Origin of the sequence: Roseateles sp. (assembly GCF_965262435.1) — a bacterium.
Lineage (GTDB): Bacteria > Pseudomonadota > Gammaproteobacteria > Burkholderiales > Burkholderiaceae_C > Paucibacter_A.
Genome location: NZ_OZ253537.1, coordinates 3,096,041 through 3,110,992, shown reverse-complemented (window position 1 = coordinate 3,110,992; position 14,952 = coordinate 3,096,041). Strand labels below are relative to the sequence as shown.

Annotated in this window: 9 protein-coding genes; 6 read left to right on the top strand and 3 right to left on the bottom strand. The window is 66.3% G+C overall.

The window, feature by feature from the left end:
* Positions 1–6: 6 nt before the first annotated feature.
* Complete coding sequence (locus ACQY39_RS13435; protein ID WP_428506990.1) at positions 7–2,478, bottom strand: glycogen/starch/alpha-glucan phosphorylase; 2,472 nt, start codon at positions 2,476–2,478, stop codon at positions 7–9.
* Between the two features lie 451 nt (positions 2,479–2,929).
* On the opposite strand from ACQY39_RS13435, the gene ACQY39_RS13430 reads away from it, so the two are divergent.
* Genes ACQY39_RS13430 through ACQY39_RS13405 form a run of 6 tightly spaced genes read left to right on the top strand, consistent with a single transcriptional unit; the run spans position 2,930 to position 11,821 of the window.
* Positions 2,930–4,033: an ABC transporter ATP-binding protein gene (locus tag ACQY39_RS13430; protein WP_428506988.1), complete on the top strand. Its 1,104-nt coding sequence runs from the start codon at positions 2,930–2,932 to the stop codon at positions 4,031–4,033.
* The gene (gene malE, locus ACQY39_RS13425) at positions 4,030–5,232 is read left to right on the top strand and encodes a maltose/maltodextrin ABC transporter substrate-binding protein MalE (protein ID WP_428506986.1); all 1,203 of its coding nucleotides are present in this window, start codon (positions 4,030–4,032) and stop codon (positions 5,230–5,232) included. The genes ACQY39_RS13430 and malE overlap by 4 nt, the downstream gene beginning before the upstream one ends.
* An 8-nt stretch (positions 5,233–5,240) precedes the next feature.
* A complete protein-coding gene (malF, locus tag ACQY39_RS13420) occupies positions 5,241–6,875 on the top strand; it encodes a maltose ABC transporter permease MalF (RefSeq protein ID WP_428506984.1) in 1,635 nt (544 codons plus the stop codon).
* Between the two features lie 46 nt (positions 6,876–6,921).
* The gene (gene malG / locus ACQY39_RS13415; RefSeq protein WP_428506982.1) at positions 6,922–7,812 is read left to right on the top strand and encodes a maltose ABC transporter permease MalG; all 891 of its coding nucleotides are present in this window, start codon (positions 6,922–6,924) and stop codon (positions 7,810–7,812) included.
* A 2-nt stretch (positions 7,813–7,814) separates the two neighbouring features.
* Positions 7,815–9,386, top strand: a complete 1,572-nt coding sequence (locus ACQY39_RS13410) for a glycoside hydrolase family 13 protein (protein WP_428506980.1) — start codon at positions 7,815–7,817, stop codon at positions 9,384–9,386.
* Positions 9,383–11,821, top strand: coding sequence for an alpha-amylase family glycosyl hydrolase (locus ACQY39_RS13405; RefSeq protein ID WP_428506978.1), 2,439 nt, complete (start codon positions 9,383–9,385; stop codon positions 11,819–11,821). The genes ACQY39_RS13410 and ACQY39_RS13405 overlap by 4 nt, the downstream gene beginning before the upstream one ends.
* 21 nt (positions 11,822–11,842) lie before the next feature.
* On the opposite strand, the gene ACQY39_RS13400 is transcribed toward ACQY39_RS13405, so the two are convergent.
* Both ACQY39_RS13400 and ACQY39_RS13395 read right to left on the bottom strand, forming a co-directional pair.
* Positions 11,843–12,727 carry a S1 family peptidase gene (locus tag ACQY39_RS13400; RefSeq protein WP_428506976.1) on the bottom strand — a complete coding sequence of 295 codons (885 nt, stop codon included), beginning with the start codon at positions 12,725–12,727 and terminating at the stop codon, positions 11,843–11,845.
* 31 nt (positions 12,728–12,758) lie between these two features.
* Positions 12,759–14,909, bottom strand: coding sequence for a molybdopterin cofactor-binding domain-containing protein (locus ACQY39_RS13395; protein WP_428506974.1), 2,151 nt, complete (start codon positions 14,907–14,909; stop codon positions 12,759–12,761).
* Positions 14,910–14,952 lie beyond the last annotated feature (43 nt).

Sequence of the window (14,952 nt, the reverse complement as noted above, 5' to 3'; positions counted from 1 at the left end):
TGGTGTTTAACCCAAGCTCTTCAAAGACCAGACGCGATCCACGTACTCGGTGATCGTGCGGTCGGCCGAGAACCAGCCCATGCCGGCCACATTGAGCACCGCCTGGCGGGCCCAGGCCTCAGGCTGAGCAAACAAGGCGTCGACGCGGGCCTGGGTGGCCACATAGTCCTTGAAGTCGGCCATCAGCATGTAGACATCGCGGCCCAGCAGGCTGTCGACCAGGGCGCGGTAGCGCTCGCGGTCGCCGCCGCTGAAGGCACCGCTGGCGATGGCTTCCATCACCTGGGCCAACTGGCGGTTTTCTTCGACGAAAAGGCGCGGGTCGTAGCCCAGGGCCTTCATCTGCGCCACGGCTTCGGTGCGCAGGCCGAAGCAGAACATGTTCTCCGGGCCGAAGGCCTCGGCCATCTCGATATTGGCACCATCCCAGGTGCCAATGGTCAGCGCGCCGTTGAGGGCGAACTTCATATTGCCGGTGCCCGAAGCCTCGGTGCCGGCGGTGGAAATCTGCTCGGACAGATCGGCCGCCGGGATGATGGTCTCGGCCAGCGACACGCCGTAATTGGGCAAGAACACGAGCTTGAGCTTGTCGCCCACACGCGGGTCGCTGTTGACCACGCGGCCGACATCATGGGCCAGCTGGATGATGGACTTGGCCGCCACATAGGCCGATGCGGCCTTGCCGGCGATCAGCACCGTGCGCGGGGTCCAGTTGGCTTGCGGGTTGGCGATGATGGCCTGGTAGCGCGCGATCACATGCAGGATGTTGAGCAGCTGGCGCTTGTACTCGTGGATGCGCTTGATCTGCACATCGAAGAGGCTGTCCGGGCTGATCACCAGGCCCAGCTCCGCGCGCACCCGCTCGGCCAGGCGCTGCTTGTTGGCGCGCTTGACGGCCATGAACTGACGGCCGAATTCGGCGTCATCGGCGGCCGGCTTCAGCTGGGCCAGGCCTGCCAGGTCCTGGCGCCAGGCCGTGCCGATGCGGCCATCGATCAAGCTGGACAGCGCCGGGTTGGCCTGCTGCAGCCAGCGGCGCGGTGTGACGCCGTTGGTGACGTTGTGGAAACGCTCGGGGAAGATGGCCGCGTAGTCCGCAAAAATGGTCTGCACCATCAGCTCGGAATGCAGGGCCGCCACGCCGTTGACGCGATGCGAGGCGACGATGGACAGGGCTGCCATGCGCACGCGGCGCTCACCGCCGAAGGGGCTGCCTTCGTCGATCAGCGAGACGCGGGCCAGCAAAGCCTCGTCGCCGGGGAAGCGCTGGCGCAACTCGCTCAGGAAGCGGTGGTTGATCTCGTAAATGATCTCCAAGTGGCGCGGCAGCAAGGCCTCGAACATACGCACCGGCCAGGTCTCCAGCGCCTCGGGCATCAAGGTGTGGTTGGTGTAGGAGACCGCCTGGCGGGTGATGGCCCAGGCCTCGTCCCAGCCCAGGCCCTGCTCGTCCAGCAGCAGGCGCATCAGCTCGGCCGGCGCCAGCGCGGGATGGGTGTCGTTCAGATGGATGGCATTGCAGCGGCCCAGCTCATGCAGGGGCGCGCCTTCGGCCAGGTGCCGGGCCAGCAAGTCCTGCAAGGAGGCGCTAACCAGGAAAGCCTCTTGCTTGAGGCGCAGCTCGCGGCCGGCTTCGCTGCTGTCATCCGGGTAGAGCACCCAGTTCAGCGCATCGGCGGCGACACGGTGGCGCGCGGACGCGGCGTAGTCACCCTGGCAGAAGGCCTTGAAGTCGATCGGCGCCACGGCGCTGGCCTGCCACTGGCGCAGGGTGGACACGCGCTCGCTGTGGTGGGCCGGCACGATGAAGTCAAAGGCCTGGGCCTCCAGCAGCTCGGCTGGCAGCCAGCGGCGTTGGCCTCCGGCATCCAGCTCGACCCGGCCGCCGAAGCCGACCGTGTAGCGGACCTGCTCGCGGCGCACCTCCCAGGGTGCGCCGAGGCGCATCCAGTCGTCCGGCGCCTCGACCTGGCGGCCGTCCTGGATGGCCTGGGCAAACATGCCGTACTGGTAACGCAGGCCGTAGCCGAAAGACGGCAGGCCCAGCTCGGCAAAGGAGTCAAGAAAGCAGGCGGCCAAACGACCCAGGCCGCCATTGCCGAGCGCCGCATCGGGCTCGCGCTCCAGCACCTCACCCAGGCTCAGGCCCTCGGCCGCCAGCAGCGCTTGCAGATCACCCTGCAGACCCAGGGCGGCCAGGGCATTACTCAGCGCGCGACCCATCAGGAACTCCATGGACAGGTAGTGCACGCGGCGCACGGCCTCGCCAGCGACCGGGCGTTGCGCATCCTGCGCTTGAGTCTGGGCCCAGCGCTCGGCCAAGACCTGGCGGCAGGCCGTGGCGGCCGTACGCAAGGCCAGAGACGCCGAGCTTTGACCCAGGTTCTGGCGCTGCGCCTCCCGGTAGGCGGCGGCAAAGGCGGCGCTCAGCTCGGGGGAGGCCGAGGAAGTCAGGGCGCTGGAGGCAGAGTCGTTCATGGGCACGGCTTTCGCAAGCGAGGTCAGCGAGGGCGAAACAAGAGTGGTGGGCTGAGGCATGACGGCGATCGGTTGAAAGGACGCAAACGAAGCCTGCGGCCAAATGGGTGTTCGGGTGTTCATCAGTGCGCCACAGGGGCGGCAGGGCAAGAATGCAAGGCAGCCACATCGCAGGCCGCGATGTGCGGGCGATGCAGTGCTGACAAAAGTATCGCCGACGCCCGTAGTTTTGTGTAGTTTCACTACATCGGGTTATCCCGATGATCTCCGCAAGTCGTTGTTTTTACTTGTTTTGATCTTGATTCAATCGGGTTACCGCTGTTGTTCAAGAAGTTTTGAAGCTGTATATTGTCTACAAATCAAGCCTGGGGCGGCAAGCTTTTGCCAGCCAGGAACACACAAGCAGAAGACACACAAGCGCGGCCACCTCGCCGCGCCCTGGAGACAGCAAGTGGCGGACGTTCAACTCAGCGGCGTGAGCAAGGCCTACGGCAGCATCAAGATCCTGCACGGCATTGATCTGGAGATCCGCGACGGCGAATTCATGGTCTTTGTCGGCCCCTCGGGTTGCGGCAAATCGACCCTGCTGCGCACCATCGCCGGCCTGGAAGAGATCACCGGCGGCGAGCTGCGCATCGGTGGCCGCTTGGTCAACGAGGTGCCGCCGGCCGAGCGCGGCATTGCCATGGTGTTCCAGAGTTATGCGCTCTACCCGCATATGAATCTCTACGACAACATGGCCTTCGGCCTCAAGCTGGCCAAGGTGCCGCCGGCCGAGATCGACGCCGCCGTCAAGAACGCCGCGCGCATCCTGCACATCGAGCACCTGCTGGACCGCAAGCCCAAGGACTTAAGCGGCGGCCAACGCCAGCGCGTGGCCATCGGCCGCGCCATCGTGCGCAAGCCCGAGGTCTTCCTGTTCGACGAGCCCCTGTCCAACCTCGACGCCGCCCTGCGCGTGCGCATGCGCTACGAGTTCGCCAAGCTGCACGAGGACCTCAAGACCACCATGGTCTACGTGACCCACGACCAGGTGGAGGCCATGACCCTGGCCGACCGCATCGTCGTGCTCTCGGCCGGCAAGATCGAACAGGTGGGCACGCCGCTGGAGCTCTACGAACACCCGCGCAATCTCTTCGTCGCCGGCTTCATCGGCTCGCCCAAGATGAACTTCCTGGAGGCTGAACTGGTCCGGGGGACCAATTCCGAAGCCCTGGTCCGCCTCGCCTCCGGCACCCAAATCCTCGCCACCGTCGACGCCTCCCGCGCCCAAGCCGGTGACAAACTGACGCTGGGTCTGCGACCCGAGCACTTTGTGGTCGGCGCTGAGGACAACGCAATCCAGTCCACCGTCACCTTTGTCGAATCACTGGGCAGCGCCACCCACGCCTACTGCGCCTACCCCGGTGTCGAGGACGCGCTGACCTGTGAATTCGACGGACGCACCCGCATCAAATCGGGCCAGGACATCCGCCTGGGCCTGCCGCCCGAGGCCTGCTATCTCTTCGATGCCCAGGGCCAGGCCTTCCAACGCCTGAGCGGATCGCCGACATGAGCAACACGCGCGCCCCGAAACTCTTGCTGCTGACCGCTGCTTTGCTGGCCAGCCAGCCTGCGCTGGCGGCCAAGAACCACAAGCTGCTGGTCTGGATCAATGGCGACAAGGCCTACAACGGCCTGCAAAAAGTCGGCGACGCCTTCGAGAAGGCCTCCGGCGTCAAGGTCGTGGTCGAGCACCCGGTGGACGCCACCGACAAGTTCCAGCAAGCCGCCGGCGCCGGCAAGGGCCCCGATGTGTTCTGCTGGCCGCATGACCGGGTCGGCGAATGGGCCAAATCGGGCCTGCTGACCCCGCTGCGCCCGGGCAAAAAGCTCTACGACGAGGTGGAAGACAGCGCCTGGAAGGCCTTCGCCTACCAGGGCAAGCTCTGGGGCTATCCGATCGCCATCGAAACCACCGGCCTGATCTACAACAAGGCCCTGGTGCCGACACCGCCCAAGAGCTTCGACGAGGTGATCGCCCTGGACAAGCGCCTGCAGGCCGAATCCGGCGGCCGCAAGCACGCCATCCTCTGGGACTACAACAAGAGCTTTTTCAGCTGGTCGCTGCTGGGCGGCGCGGGCGGGCAAATCTTTGGCCGCGATGCCCAAGGTGAATTCGACAGCAGCAAGGTCGGCGTCAACAATGCCGGCGCCCTGGCCGGCGCCGAGATGATCGCCCGCCTGCTGCGCGAAGGCCAGATGCCCAAGGGCGCCCGCTACGCCGAGATGGAAAGTGGCTTTGCCCGCGGCGAGGTGGCCATGATGATCTCCGGCCCCTGGGCCTGGGACAACGCACGCCGGGCCAAGATCGATTTCGGCGTGGCGCCGATTCCCGGCGTGAAGGCCGGCCAGTATTCCAAGCCCTTTGTCGGCGTTCTGGGCTGCATGATTGCCGCGCCCTCGCGCCAGAAAGACCTGGCCCGTGAGTTCATCGAGAACCACCTGATGCGGCCCGAGGCGCTCAAGGTGCTCGATGCCGATGTGCCTATCGGCGTGCCGGCCAACAAAGCGTTTTATGCGGAACTGGCGGTCAACCCGCTGATCCGCGCCAGCATGGAGAACGCCCGCCTTGGCGAAGCCATCCCCAACATCCCCGAAGTCGGCCGCTTCTGGACCGCCATGGACGCCGCACTGGAAGCCATCACCAATGGCCTGCAGTCGCCCAAGGACGCCCTCGACGGCGCCGCGGGCCGCATGTTGCTGAACAAATGAGCCCGTCCATGAACATGCCCGCCAGCCTCCCGACTCCGGACCCATCGTCACCTCACACGGCCTTGCCGCTCGGTCGCGGCGTTTACACCCGCCTGCCGCCCAGCCGCCTGGAACGCCTGGCCCAGCGCCTGCGTTGGCCGCTGACCGGCGCAGCCGGCCTGGCCTCGCTCTACCTGGTGTTCCTGATGCATGCCGCCGGCCAGACCTGGCTGGCCCTGGGCGCCCTGGGCTTCTTCGTCCTGGTGTTCTACATCTACATCAGCCAGGCGGCCTTTGCCCTGCGCTACCTCTTCCCCGGCATCGCCGGCATGCTGATCTTCATCGCCTTCCCGCTGATTTACACGGCGCAGATCGGCTTCACCAACTACTCCTCGGCCCATTTGCTGAGCCAGGATCGGGTGCGTGAGTACCTGCTCGACCAGCACGAGGCGGTGGCCGGCCAGACCCAGGGCTTCACCCTGCATGCCGATGGGCCGGAGTTCCGCCTGGTGCTGCGCGCCGAGGACGGCAGCCCGAGCTGGGTTTCGCCGGCCCTGGCCCTGAAGACCACCCGCCAGGAGCTGAGCGTGGACATGCTGCCCGCGCAATCCGCCCAGCAACCGCTGACCGCGCCGCTGCAGCAAGCCCTGCCCCTGCGCGAGCTGATCGAGCACCGCGAGGCGCTGATGCAGCTCAAGCTGCGCCTGCCCGGCGCCGCGCAAGAGCTGCGTTATCTGGGCCTGCGCGAGTTCGGCGCCATCAGCCGCCATTGGCAGGCACTGGACGATGGCAGCCTGCTGCGCCTGGCCGACCAGACCCGCTTCAGCCCGAATCTGCAAACCGGCTATTTCGAAAGCGCCAGCGGCGAGGTGCAGCAACCCGGCTTCAAGGTCGTGGTGGGCTGGCGCAACTACACCCGCATGGTGATGGACGCGGAGTTCCGCGGCCCCTTTCTCGCCATCTTCAGCTGGACCGTCTTGTTCTCGGCACTGACCGTGCTCTGCGCCACCGCCATCGGCATGCTGCTGGCCGTGTTGCTGAACTGGGACGACCTCAAGTTCCGCGGCACCTACCGCACCCTGCTCTTCCTGCCCTACGCGGTGCCGGGCTTCATCTCCATCCTGGTGTTCAAGGGTTTGTTCAACCAGAACTTCGGCGAGATCAACGCCATCCTCGACGCCCTGCTCGGCATCAAGCCGGCTTGGTTTGCCGACCCGCTGCTGGCCAAGGTGATGCTGCTGATCGTCAACGTCTGGCTGGGCTACCCCTACATCATGATTCTCTGCGCCGGCCTGCTGAAGAGCATCCCTGCCGATTTGTACGAAGCCTCGGCGATTGCCGGCGCCGGCCCGCTGACCAACTTTTTCAAGATCACCGCGCCCCTGGTCATCAAGCCGCTGGCGCCCCTGCTGGTCAGCGCCTTTGCCTTCAACTTCAACAACTTCGTGCTGATCGCGCTCTTGACGGACGGCCGGCCCGACTTCCTCTCGACCAAGATCCCGGCCGGGCAGACCGACATCCTGGTGTCCTACACCTACCGCATCGCCTTCAAGGACTCAGGCTCGGACTTCGGCCTGGCCGCGGCCATCTCCACCCTCATCTTCTTCCTGGTGGCGGCCATGTCCCTGATCAATCTGCGCCTGATGCGCAAAGCCAATTCATGATGATCATGATGATGACAAACACACCCGTCGTCTGGGGGAGCCGCTGATGGCCATCGTTCGAGGCAAAAAAGCGCGCTGGCAGGTCTGGGCCGCGCATGGGCTGATGTGGCTCTTCCTGGCCCTGACCCTGTTCCCGCTGCTGGCCATCGTCAGCATCTCGCTGCGCCCAGGCAATTTCGCCACCGGCCAGCTGATCCCCAGCGAGATCAGCCTGGAGCACTGGATGCTGGCTCTAGGCATCCCCTATCAGGCGGCCGATGGCAGCCTGGTGCAGCCGCCCTTCCCGGTGCTGACATGGCTGTGGAACTCGGTCAAGGTGGCGACCATCTCGGCCTTTCTGATCGTAGCGATTTCCACCACCGCGGCCTTTGGCTTTGCCCGCCTGCAGTTCCGTTTCAAAACGCCCATTCTCAACAGCATGCTGCTGCTGCAGATGTTCCCGCCGGTGCTGGCCCTGGTGGCGATCTACGCGATCTTTGAAACCCTGGGCAACTTCGTGCCGGCCCTGGGCCTGGAGACCCACGGCGGCCTGGTGCTGGCCTACCTCGGCGGCGTGGCCACCCACATCTGGACCATCAAGGGCTATTTCGAAACCATCCCGGTCGAGATCGAGGAATGCGCCAAGGTCGACGGTGCCACGCATTGGCAGGCCTTCCGCATGGTGCTCTTGCCCATGGCCCTGCCCATCCTGATGGTGGTCTTTGTGCTGGCCTTCATCGGCACCATCATCGAGTACCCGGTCGCCTCGGTGCTGCTGCGCGAAGAAGGCAATCTGACCCTGGCCGTGGGCTCCAAGTATTTTCTGCATGACCAGCGCTTCCTCTGGGGCGATTTCGCCGCCGCGGCCGTGCTTTCGGGCCTGCCGATCACCGCAGTCTTCCTGCTGGCCCAGCGCTGGATCGTCTCGGGCCTGACGGCCGGTGGGGTGAAGGGGTGATCATGCGCAAGCCAAAGTCAGCACGCGTGCTCCAGGCTACTTTGGCCAGCCTGGCCCTGGCCAGCGCCGCCCAGGCCGGCACTTTCGAGCGGCGTGAGCAGGACTGGCGCAACGGCGCCTTGGTCTACCAGATCATCGTCGACCGCTTTGTGCCCAGCGCCAATCTCGAGGCCAAGCGCGCGCTCTACCCAGCGCCCAAGGTCTTGCGGCCCTGGAGCGAAACACCCAAACCCGGCCCCTATCTGGAAGACCAGAAGCTGGCCGCCCATGAGCTGGACTTCTGGGGCGGCGACCTGGCCAGCGCGAGCACACGCCTGGACCATGTGCAGCAGCTGGGCGCCGATGTGCTCTACCTCAACCCCATCCACCTGGCCTGGACCAACCACAAGTACGACGCCTTCGACTACCAGCAGGTCAGCCCCGAATACGGCACGCGCGAGGATTTCAAGCGTCTGGCCGCCGAGGCTCACCGACGCGGCCTCAAGGTGGTGCTGGACGGTGTGTTCAACCACATGGGCCGCAACGCGCCCATCTTCAAGCAGGCCCTGGCTAACCCCAAAAGCCCCTGGCGCGACTGGTTCTCCATCGGCCCGCAGTACCAGGGCGGCGCCCTGGTGTGGACCGGCTACCAAAACCTGCCCGAGCTCAGGCTGGAGAACCCGGCCGTGCGCCGCCACCTGTGGCTGGACAAGGACTCGGTGGTGCGCTCCTACCTGCGCGACGGCGCCGACGGCTGGCGCCTGGACACGGCGTTTGAGCTGGGCCAGCGCTATCTGCGCGAGCTGACCGACGCGGCCCACCAGGAAAAGCCCGGCTCCCTGGTCGTCGGCGAAATCGCCAACTACCCCGACCAGTGGCTGAAATCGATCGATGCGGTGATGAACTTCACGCTGCGCGACCTGATCCTTGGCATGAGCAAAGGCGAGATCGCGCCGGCCACCGCCGCACGCCTGATGGAGCGCCTGGTGCAGGACGCGGGCATCGAGCCCCTGCTCAAGTCCTGGGTGGTGATCGACAACCACGACATCCCGCGCATCGCCACCCAGCTGCCCAACACCGCACAGCGCCGCCTGGTGCAGGCCCTGCAGTTCACCCTGCCCGGCGCGCCCAATCTCTACTACGGCGCTGAGCTGGGCATGACCGGTGGTGCCGACCCCGAGAACCGCGGCCCCATGCGCTGGGATCTCATGCGCGAGGACAACTCCGAGCTGGCCTGGGTGCGCCAGCTGATCGGGCTGCGCAAGGCCCACCGGGCGCTGCGCATCGGGGACTTCCGCCGCATCGAGAGCGAGCGCCTGTTCGCTTTCGAGCGCCACACCGACCGCGTGCTGGACAGCCGCATCGTGATCGCCAACCCCAGCGACCAGCCGGTGCGCGAGCGCCTGCTGATCCCCAACGCCCACCTGATGGACGACACCCCCATGGTCGACCTGCTCGGCTTGGTCTCGCCCGCGCCGTCCATCGCCATCGGCCCCGGCTTCATCACCGTGGAGCTGCCGCCGCAAGGCGTGTTGCTGCTTCAGCCCCGCCCCAAGAACCTGGGCGGCTACAACCGCTACAAGCGCGTTCAATGACACCCACTCTGAAGTTTCTGACCGCCAACCTTGCGGCCTTGGCGCTGCTGCCTGCTGCGAGCGCCATCACCCCAGGCGACAAGAACTGCCAGCCTTCTCCGCTTGGCGCGCGCGAACTGTTTCTGCGCGGCAGCTTCAACAACTGGAGCGCGAGCGATGCCCATCGCTTTGTCTATGTCTGTGACCGCTATGAGCTCTACCTCCAGTTGCAAGGCGAGCAGTCTTTCAAGATTGGCGACGAGGACTGGTCGGCCGATGCCGACTTCGGCGGCCAGGCCCGTCAGCTGCAGCTGAAAGGCCAGTCGCTGAACGAGCGCTTCAAGGGCGGACACAAGCTGGTGCTGCGATTGAAGGACAAAAGCGGCAGCCTGGCCATCCAGCCCTTTGCCGGCAAGCCGCCCAAACTCAGCAGCGCAGTCAGCGTCAGTGACCCGGTGGCCCTGAGCCTGCGCTTTGATTCGCGCAATCTGCAGCACAAAGCACCGTTTGGCGCCGTCACGCCCGGCACGCCGCTGCGCCTGAGTCTGAGCGCCCTGCCCGGTGTCCAGCGCGCCAGCCTCGTAGTCGCCAAGCGGCGGCTGGAGGGCAATCAGGAGCTGCTCGAGTACAGCGAGGTGCAGCGCCTGACTCTGCAAAAGGAAAGCAAAACAGAAGCCGGCCGTGAGCGCTGGAGCAGCACGGTGGTGCTCGCGGAGCCGGCCATCTACGGCTACCACTTCGAAGTGGAGATCGCCGGCAAGAGCTATGTGTTCCACAACAACCGCGACCCGGTGTTCTGGACCCGCGAAAAAGGCAGCATGGGCGCCGGCAGCGTGGACCCGCTGCCCGAGAACCCGCGTCAGATCCGCCGCTACCGCCAGACCGTCTACGCCGCCGATTTCAAAGTGCCCGACTGGGCGCGCGACATCGTCTACTACTACATCTTCCCCGAGCGCTTCCGCAACGGCGACCGCAGCAACGACCCGCAGCCAGGCCGCGAGCACTACCAAAACCAAGGCGTGGAGCGCCACAGCCGTTGGCTGAGCAAGCCCTACAAACCGGGCAGCGGCGACGGTTCAGACGGCGTCTACAACAACGATTTCTTCGGCGGCGACCTGGCCGGCATCATCGACAAGCTCGACTACATCCGCGAGCTCGGTGCCAACACAATCTACATGACGCCGGTCTTCCGCGCAGCCAGCAACCACAAGTACGACACCGGCGATTACAAGCAGATCGACCCGGCCTTCGGCAGCAACGAGGACTTCAAGCGCCTGACGTTGGAGGCCGCCAAGCGCGGCATGCGCGTCATCCCGGACACCTCGCTCAACCACGTCGGCAGCGACTCGCCCTACTTCAACCGCTTCAACAACTTCAAGCCCGGCGGCGCCTTCGACGGCGGCCGGCTCAACCCCGACTCGATCTACGCCAGCTGGTTCAAGCTCGACCCCAACCAGGCCAAGCCCGAGGATCAGTACCAGGGCTGGACGGGGGTGAAAGACCTGCCCGAGCTGGACAAGAACTCGCCTGCTTTCCGCGAGTTTGCCTACCGTGCACCCGACTCGGTGACCCGGCAATGGCTGGACTTCGGCGCCGCCGGCTGGCGCATGGATGTGGCGCCCTGGGTGCCCGACGATTTCTGGCGCGAATGGCGCCAGGTGGTGAAAGCGACGCGGCCCGATGCGCTGACCGTGGCCGAGACCTGGTTCGATGCCAGCAAGTATTTCCTCGGCGATATGTTCGATTCGACGATGAACTACATCTTCCGCAATGCCGTGCTCGAGTACGCGGCCGGTGGTGATGCGAGGCCACTCTACGCCCAGATCGAGCTGATGCGCGAGGCCTACCCGCCCCAGGCCTTTTATGCGCTGATGAACCTGCTCTCCAGCCACGACCAGGCCCGCGCCCTGCACCACTTTGGCTATTCGGATGAGCCCGGAGCCAGCGCCCAGCAGCGCAGCGCCCAGGCCCTGAGCCTGGCCAAGCAGCGCCTGCGCCTGGCGGTGTTCTTCCAAATGGTCTTCCCCGGCGCGCCGACGATTTACTACGGCGACGAAGTCGGCCTGGGCGGCGGTGAGGACCCCTACAACCGCGCGCCCTACCCCTGGGCCGACGAAGGCGGCCGGCCCGACCAGGCCCTGTTGGCCGACTTCAAGCGACTGACCGCCCTGCGCCATGCCGAGCCCGTGCTGCGCCACGGCAGCCTCAGTGCGCCGCTGCACCTGGATGCGAATGTCATCGTGCTGGCGCGCCAGGACGGCGAAACCTGGGCCCTCACGGCCATGAACAATGCGGCCACGCCGCGCCGCATCCAACTCACCCTGCCGGCCGCTCTGCAAGGTCGCGCCTGGCGTGACGCGCTCAATCCGCAGCAGGCCAAGCGGATCGCCAGCGGCGCGACCCTGACACTGAAGCTGCCCGCGCGCAGCGGACAGGTGCTGATCAGCGTCCCTTAGTGCATCGGCTGAGCGCCTGCATCAGCGCGCGGCCGCAGCCGCACTCGAGGCTTCGACGCGCAAGGAACGGCACAGCTGCACCATGTCGCGCCCTTTCATCTGAGGCTGCAAAAAGGCCTGCTGCGTGCTGACGGCAGCGACCTGCTCCGGCGTGCCCTGCATCACGGTGCGCAGCCATTCCTGGTAAGCGGAGACGCGGGTGTAGCGTTCCTTGACCCCGTACTCGCCCACCTGGTGCAGCCAGCTGTCGGTGCGCGAACTGACACCCAGCAAGCGATAACGGCCGTGGGCCTGTTGCTGCACAAAGGCCGGTCCGCCGCTGTCGCCATTGCCCGAGACGCCTTCCAAGGGTTCGGCTTGGTCGCCTCGATCAAAACGGAAGACCAGATCCCCACCGTCTGCGGCCTCGACCCGATTCTGGGCGCGCCGCAACTGGCCATCGCGTTTACCGCTGGCCTGGCCCTTGAGACCGGTGCCGCTGCCACCCGAGCCGATGAACCAGACCTGCCGGCCTGCCTCATCTCGCTCGGTGTACGGTTCAGCAGGCACGACCGAGTGCACCGGACGTGCCAGTTTGATCAGGGCCAGGTCATGCGGCCCATCCAGCTGGTAGCGGTGGTGGCTGTAGCGAGCTTCGACCTCGACGATCTCCTCTCCCACACGGATCGGCTGGCCTTTGTCCAGGCAGAACACCGTGTGAGCGGCGGTCAAGACCCATTGCGGATGAATCAGGGTGCCATGGGCACCGACCCGGTACAGCGTGGCCAGAGGCGGGAAGTCCGTCGAACTGGCCTGGTAGCGAGAGGCGTCGACATCATGGCGAATCACGATGGCCGAGCTCGGCTGGGCAAAGCTCAGAGTCAGCGCCAGGGCCAGCAAGGCATGAGCGCGTGTTGGTCTTGTCATGATGGGTTCAGCTCCAGGGTGATGTCTGAGTTCAGTCCGCAAGCTGCCAGCCACTTCGGCTCAGTGGCAGGCGTTCGATCGGCTGGCCGCTGGCGGCAAACAAGGCATTGGCCAGGGCCGGGCCGATCGAGGCCGGCCCCTCCTCACCCACGCCTTGCGGCTGTTCGCCCAGCCCCAATGCCAGCACCTGCAGCGGCGGCGTCTGGGCCAGGCCGAGCACGGAATAGCTGTCAAAGCCGCTCTGCTGAACCTCGCCCTGCTTCAGGGTGATCTCGCCGCTCAGCGCCGCAGCGAGGCCAAACAAGGTCCCGCCCATCATCTGGGCCTGCACCGCACCAGGATTGATCAGCACACCGGCGTCGACCGCGGCGACGATGCGTTCGATGCGAAAGCGCCCCGGAGCGGGCACTGAAATCTCAACGATATGGGCGCTGCGCGCAGCATTGCCAGCGCTCATGGCCAGGCCGCGAAACTGCCCAGGGGGCAAAGGGCGGCCCCAACCCGCGGCCTCGGCCAGGGCCTTCAACAGGGCCTGGCTCTGTGGCTTGGCGGCGAGCAGTCGCAGGCGAAAGGCCAGAGGGTCGATGCCGGCCCAGGCAGCGGCACGGTCCAGCGAGCACTCCATGAAAAAAGTGTTCTGCGAGGCCCCCACCGAACGCCAGTAACCGCAAGGCACGCCGGGGTCGACACGGGTCCAGCCCAAGTGCTTGGGGCCCAGGGCATAGTCGTGGCCCAGCCAGCCCATGCTGACCGTCCAATCCAGCGCCGGCCGGGGCTCGCCGTTGCTCAGCTGGCTGTGATCCAGGACAGAGGGGCTGGCGCAGTCCACCCGCAGGGCTTGCGGCCAACCGTCGGCGCCCAGGGCCATGCGCACCCGAGCGGCCGCAGCCGGACGGTAGCCGCCGGCCCGCATATCGGTTTCGCGCGACCAGATCAATTGAACCGGCCGGCCCATGGTCCGAGCCAGCAGCGCGGCCTCGACCGCGAAGCCATGTTCGAGCCGCCGCCCGAAGCCTCCGCCGATCAGCATCGGGTGCACGGTGACCTGCTCCGGCCGTAAACCCAGGGCACGGGCCACGCCATGCTGGGTGTCCTGCGCGCTTTGGGTTGAGAGCCACAGCTCGGCATGGTCGGGGCCAACTTCGGCCAGCGCATTCATGGGCTCCAGCGTGGCGTGGGCAAGATAGGGCACGTCATAGCTCAGATCCAGCACGCGGGCCGCGCGCGTCAGCTCTGTCGCCACGGCCGCCGGGTCGATGGCGGGATCGTCGTCCTTGCTGAAGCTCAGGCCCTGCCCCTGCTGGCAGGCTGCCCGGAGCTGCAAGCGCAGTGCCTCAGTGTCGGTCTCGGCGTGGGGGCCGGCACTCCATTGAGGGCTCAGCGCCAGCAGGCCACGACGCGCCTGCCAATAGCTGTCGGCCACGACCGCCACTGCGCTAGGCAAGCGAACCACTCGGCGCACACCACGAATCGCGCGGGCCGGCCGCTCGTCCATTGCCAGCAGTTCAGCACCAAAGCGAGGCGCATGCATCAGCGTGGCCACCAGCATGCCGGGGCGCCTCGCATCGATGCCGAAACGAGCACTGCCGTCCACCTTGGCCGGCAGGTCCACGCGCGCCGCACTCTGACCCAGCAAGCGCCACTGAGCACGCGGCTTGCGCTTGGCCTTGGCAGGAGGCGGCAGTTGGGCGGCAGCCGCCAGCAGCTCGGCATAGGCCAGCGGCGGCCGGCCGTCTTCGTGGCAGACATGGCCGTCACGGGTGCTGCAGGCCGCCACAGGAACACCCCAGCGCACAGCACCCGCCTGAAGCAGCAATGCACGGGCCGCAGCACAGATGCCGCCCACCTCGGCCATGCTCAGGGGCAAGCCCAGACTGCCAAAACTGGCGTAGTTGGGCGGCTGCATCTGCGCACTTGCGTACTCGGGGGTGACAGGGGCCTGAGCCACCTGGACCCGATCCAAAGCCAGGTCCAGTTCCTCGGCCGCGATCTGGCAGATCGCAGTCTGTGTGCCCTGCCCCATCTCCACCACCTGGCTGAGGACGGTCAAGCCGCCGCGCGAGTCAAAGCGCAGGCCGCGGGCAAAGCCGAGCGGCCTGGTCGCAGGCACGGTCGGCGAGCTTGCAGCCGCCACCGGCGAGAGCGTCAAGGTCCAGACACCGGCCGCCAGGCTGGAGCGCAAGAAGGTGCGCCGGTCGGGCCGAGCGGGAGCGGGCCGGAGGAGT

Bases quoted from the DNA above. Each gene is read 5' to 3' on its own strand.
- ACQY39_RS13435 (WP_428506990.1), bottom strand. From the start codon at position 2,478: ATGAACGACTCTGCCTCCAGCGCCCTGACTTCCTCGGCCTCCCCCGAG.
- ACQY39_RS13400 (WP_428506976.1), bottom strand. From the start codon at position 12,727: ATGACAAGACCAACACGCGCTCATGCCTTGCTGGCCCTGGCGCTGACT.
- ACQY39_RS13410 (WP_428506980.1), top strand. From the start codon at position 7,815: ATGCGCAAGCCAAAGTCAGCACGCGTGCTCCAGGCTACTTTGGCCAGC.
- malE (WP_428506986.1), top strand. From the start codon at position 4,030: ATGAGCAACACGCGCGCCCCGAAACTCTTGCTGCTGACCGCTGCTTTG.
- malG (WP_428506982.1), top strand. From the start codon at position 6,922: ATGGCCATCGTTCGAGGCAAAAAAGCGCGCTGGCAGGTCTGGGCCGCG.
- ACQY39_RS13405 (WP_428506978.1), top strand. From the start codon at position 9,383: ATGACACCCACTCTGAAGTTTCTGACCGCCAACCTTGCGGCCTTGGCG.
- malF (WP_428506984.1), top strand. From the start codon at position 5,241: ATGAACATGCCCGCCAGCCTCCCGACTCCGGACCCATCGTCACCTCAC.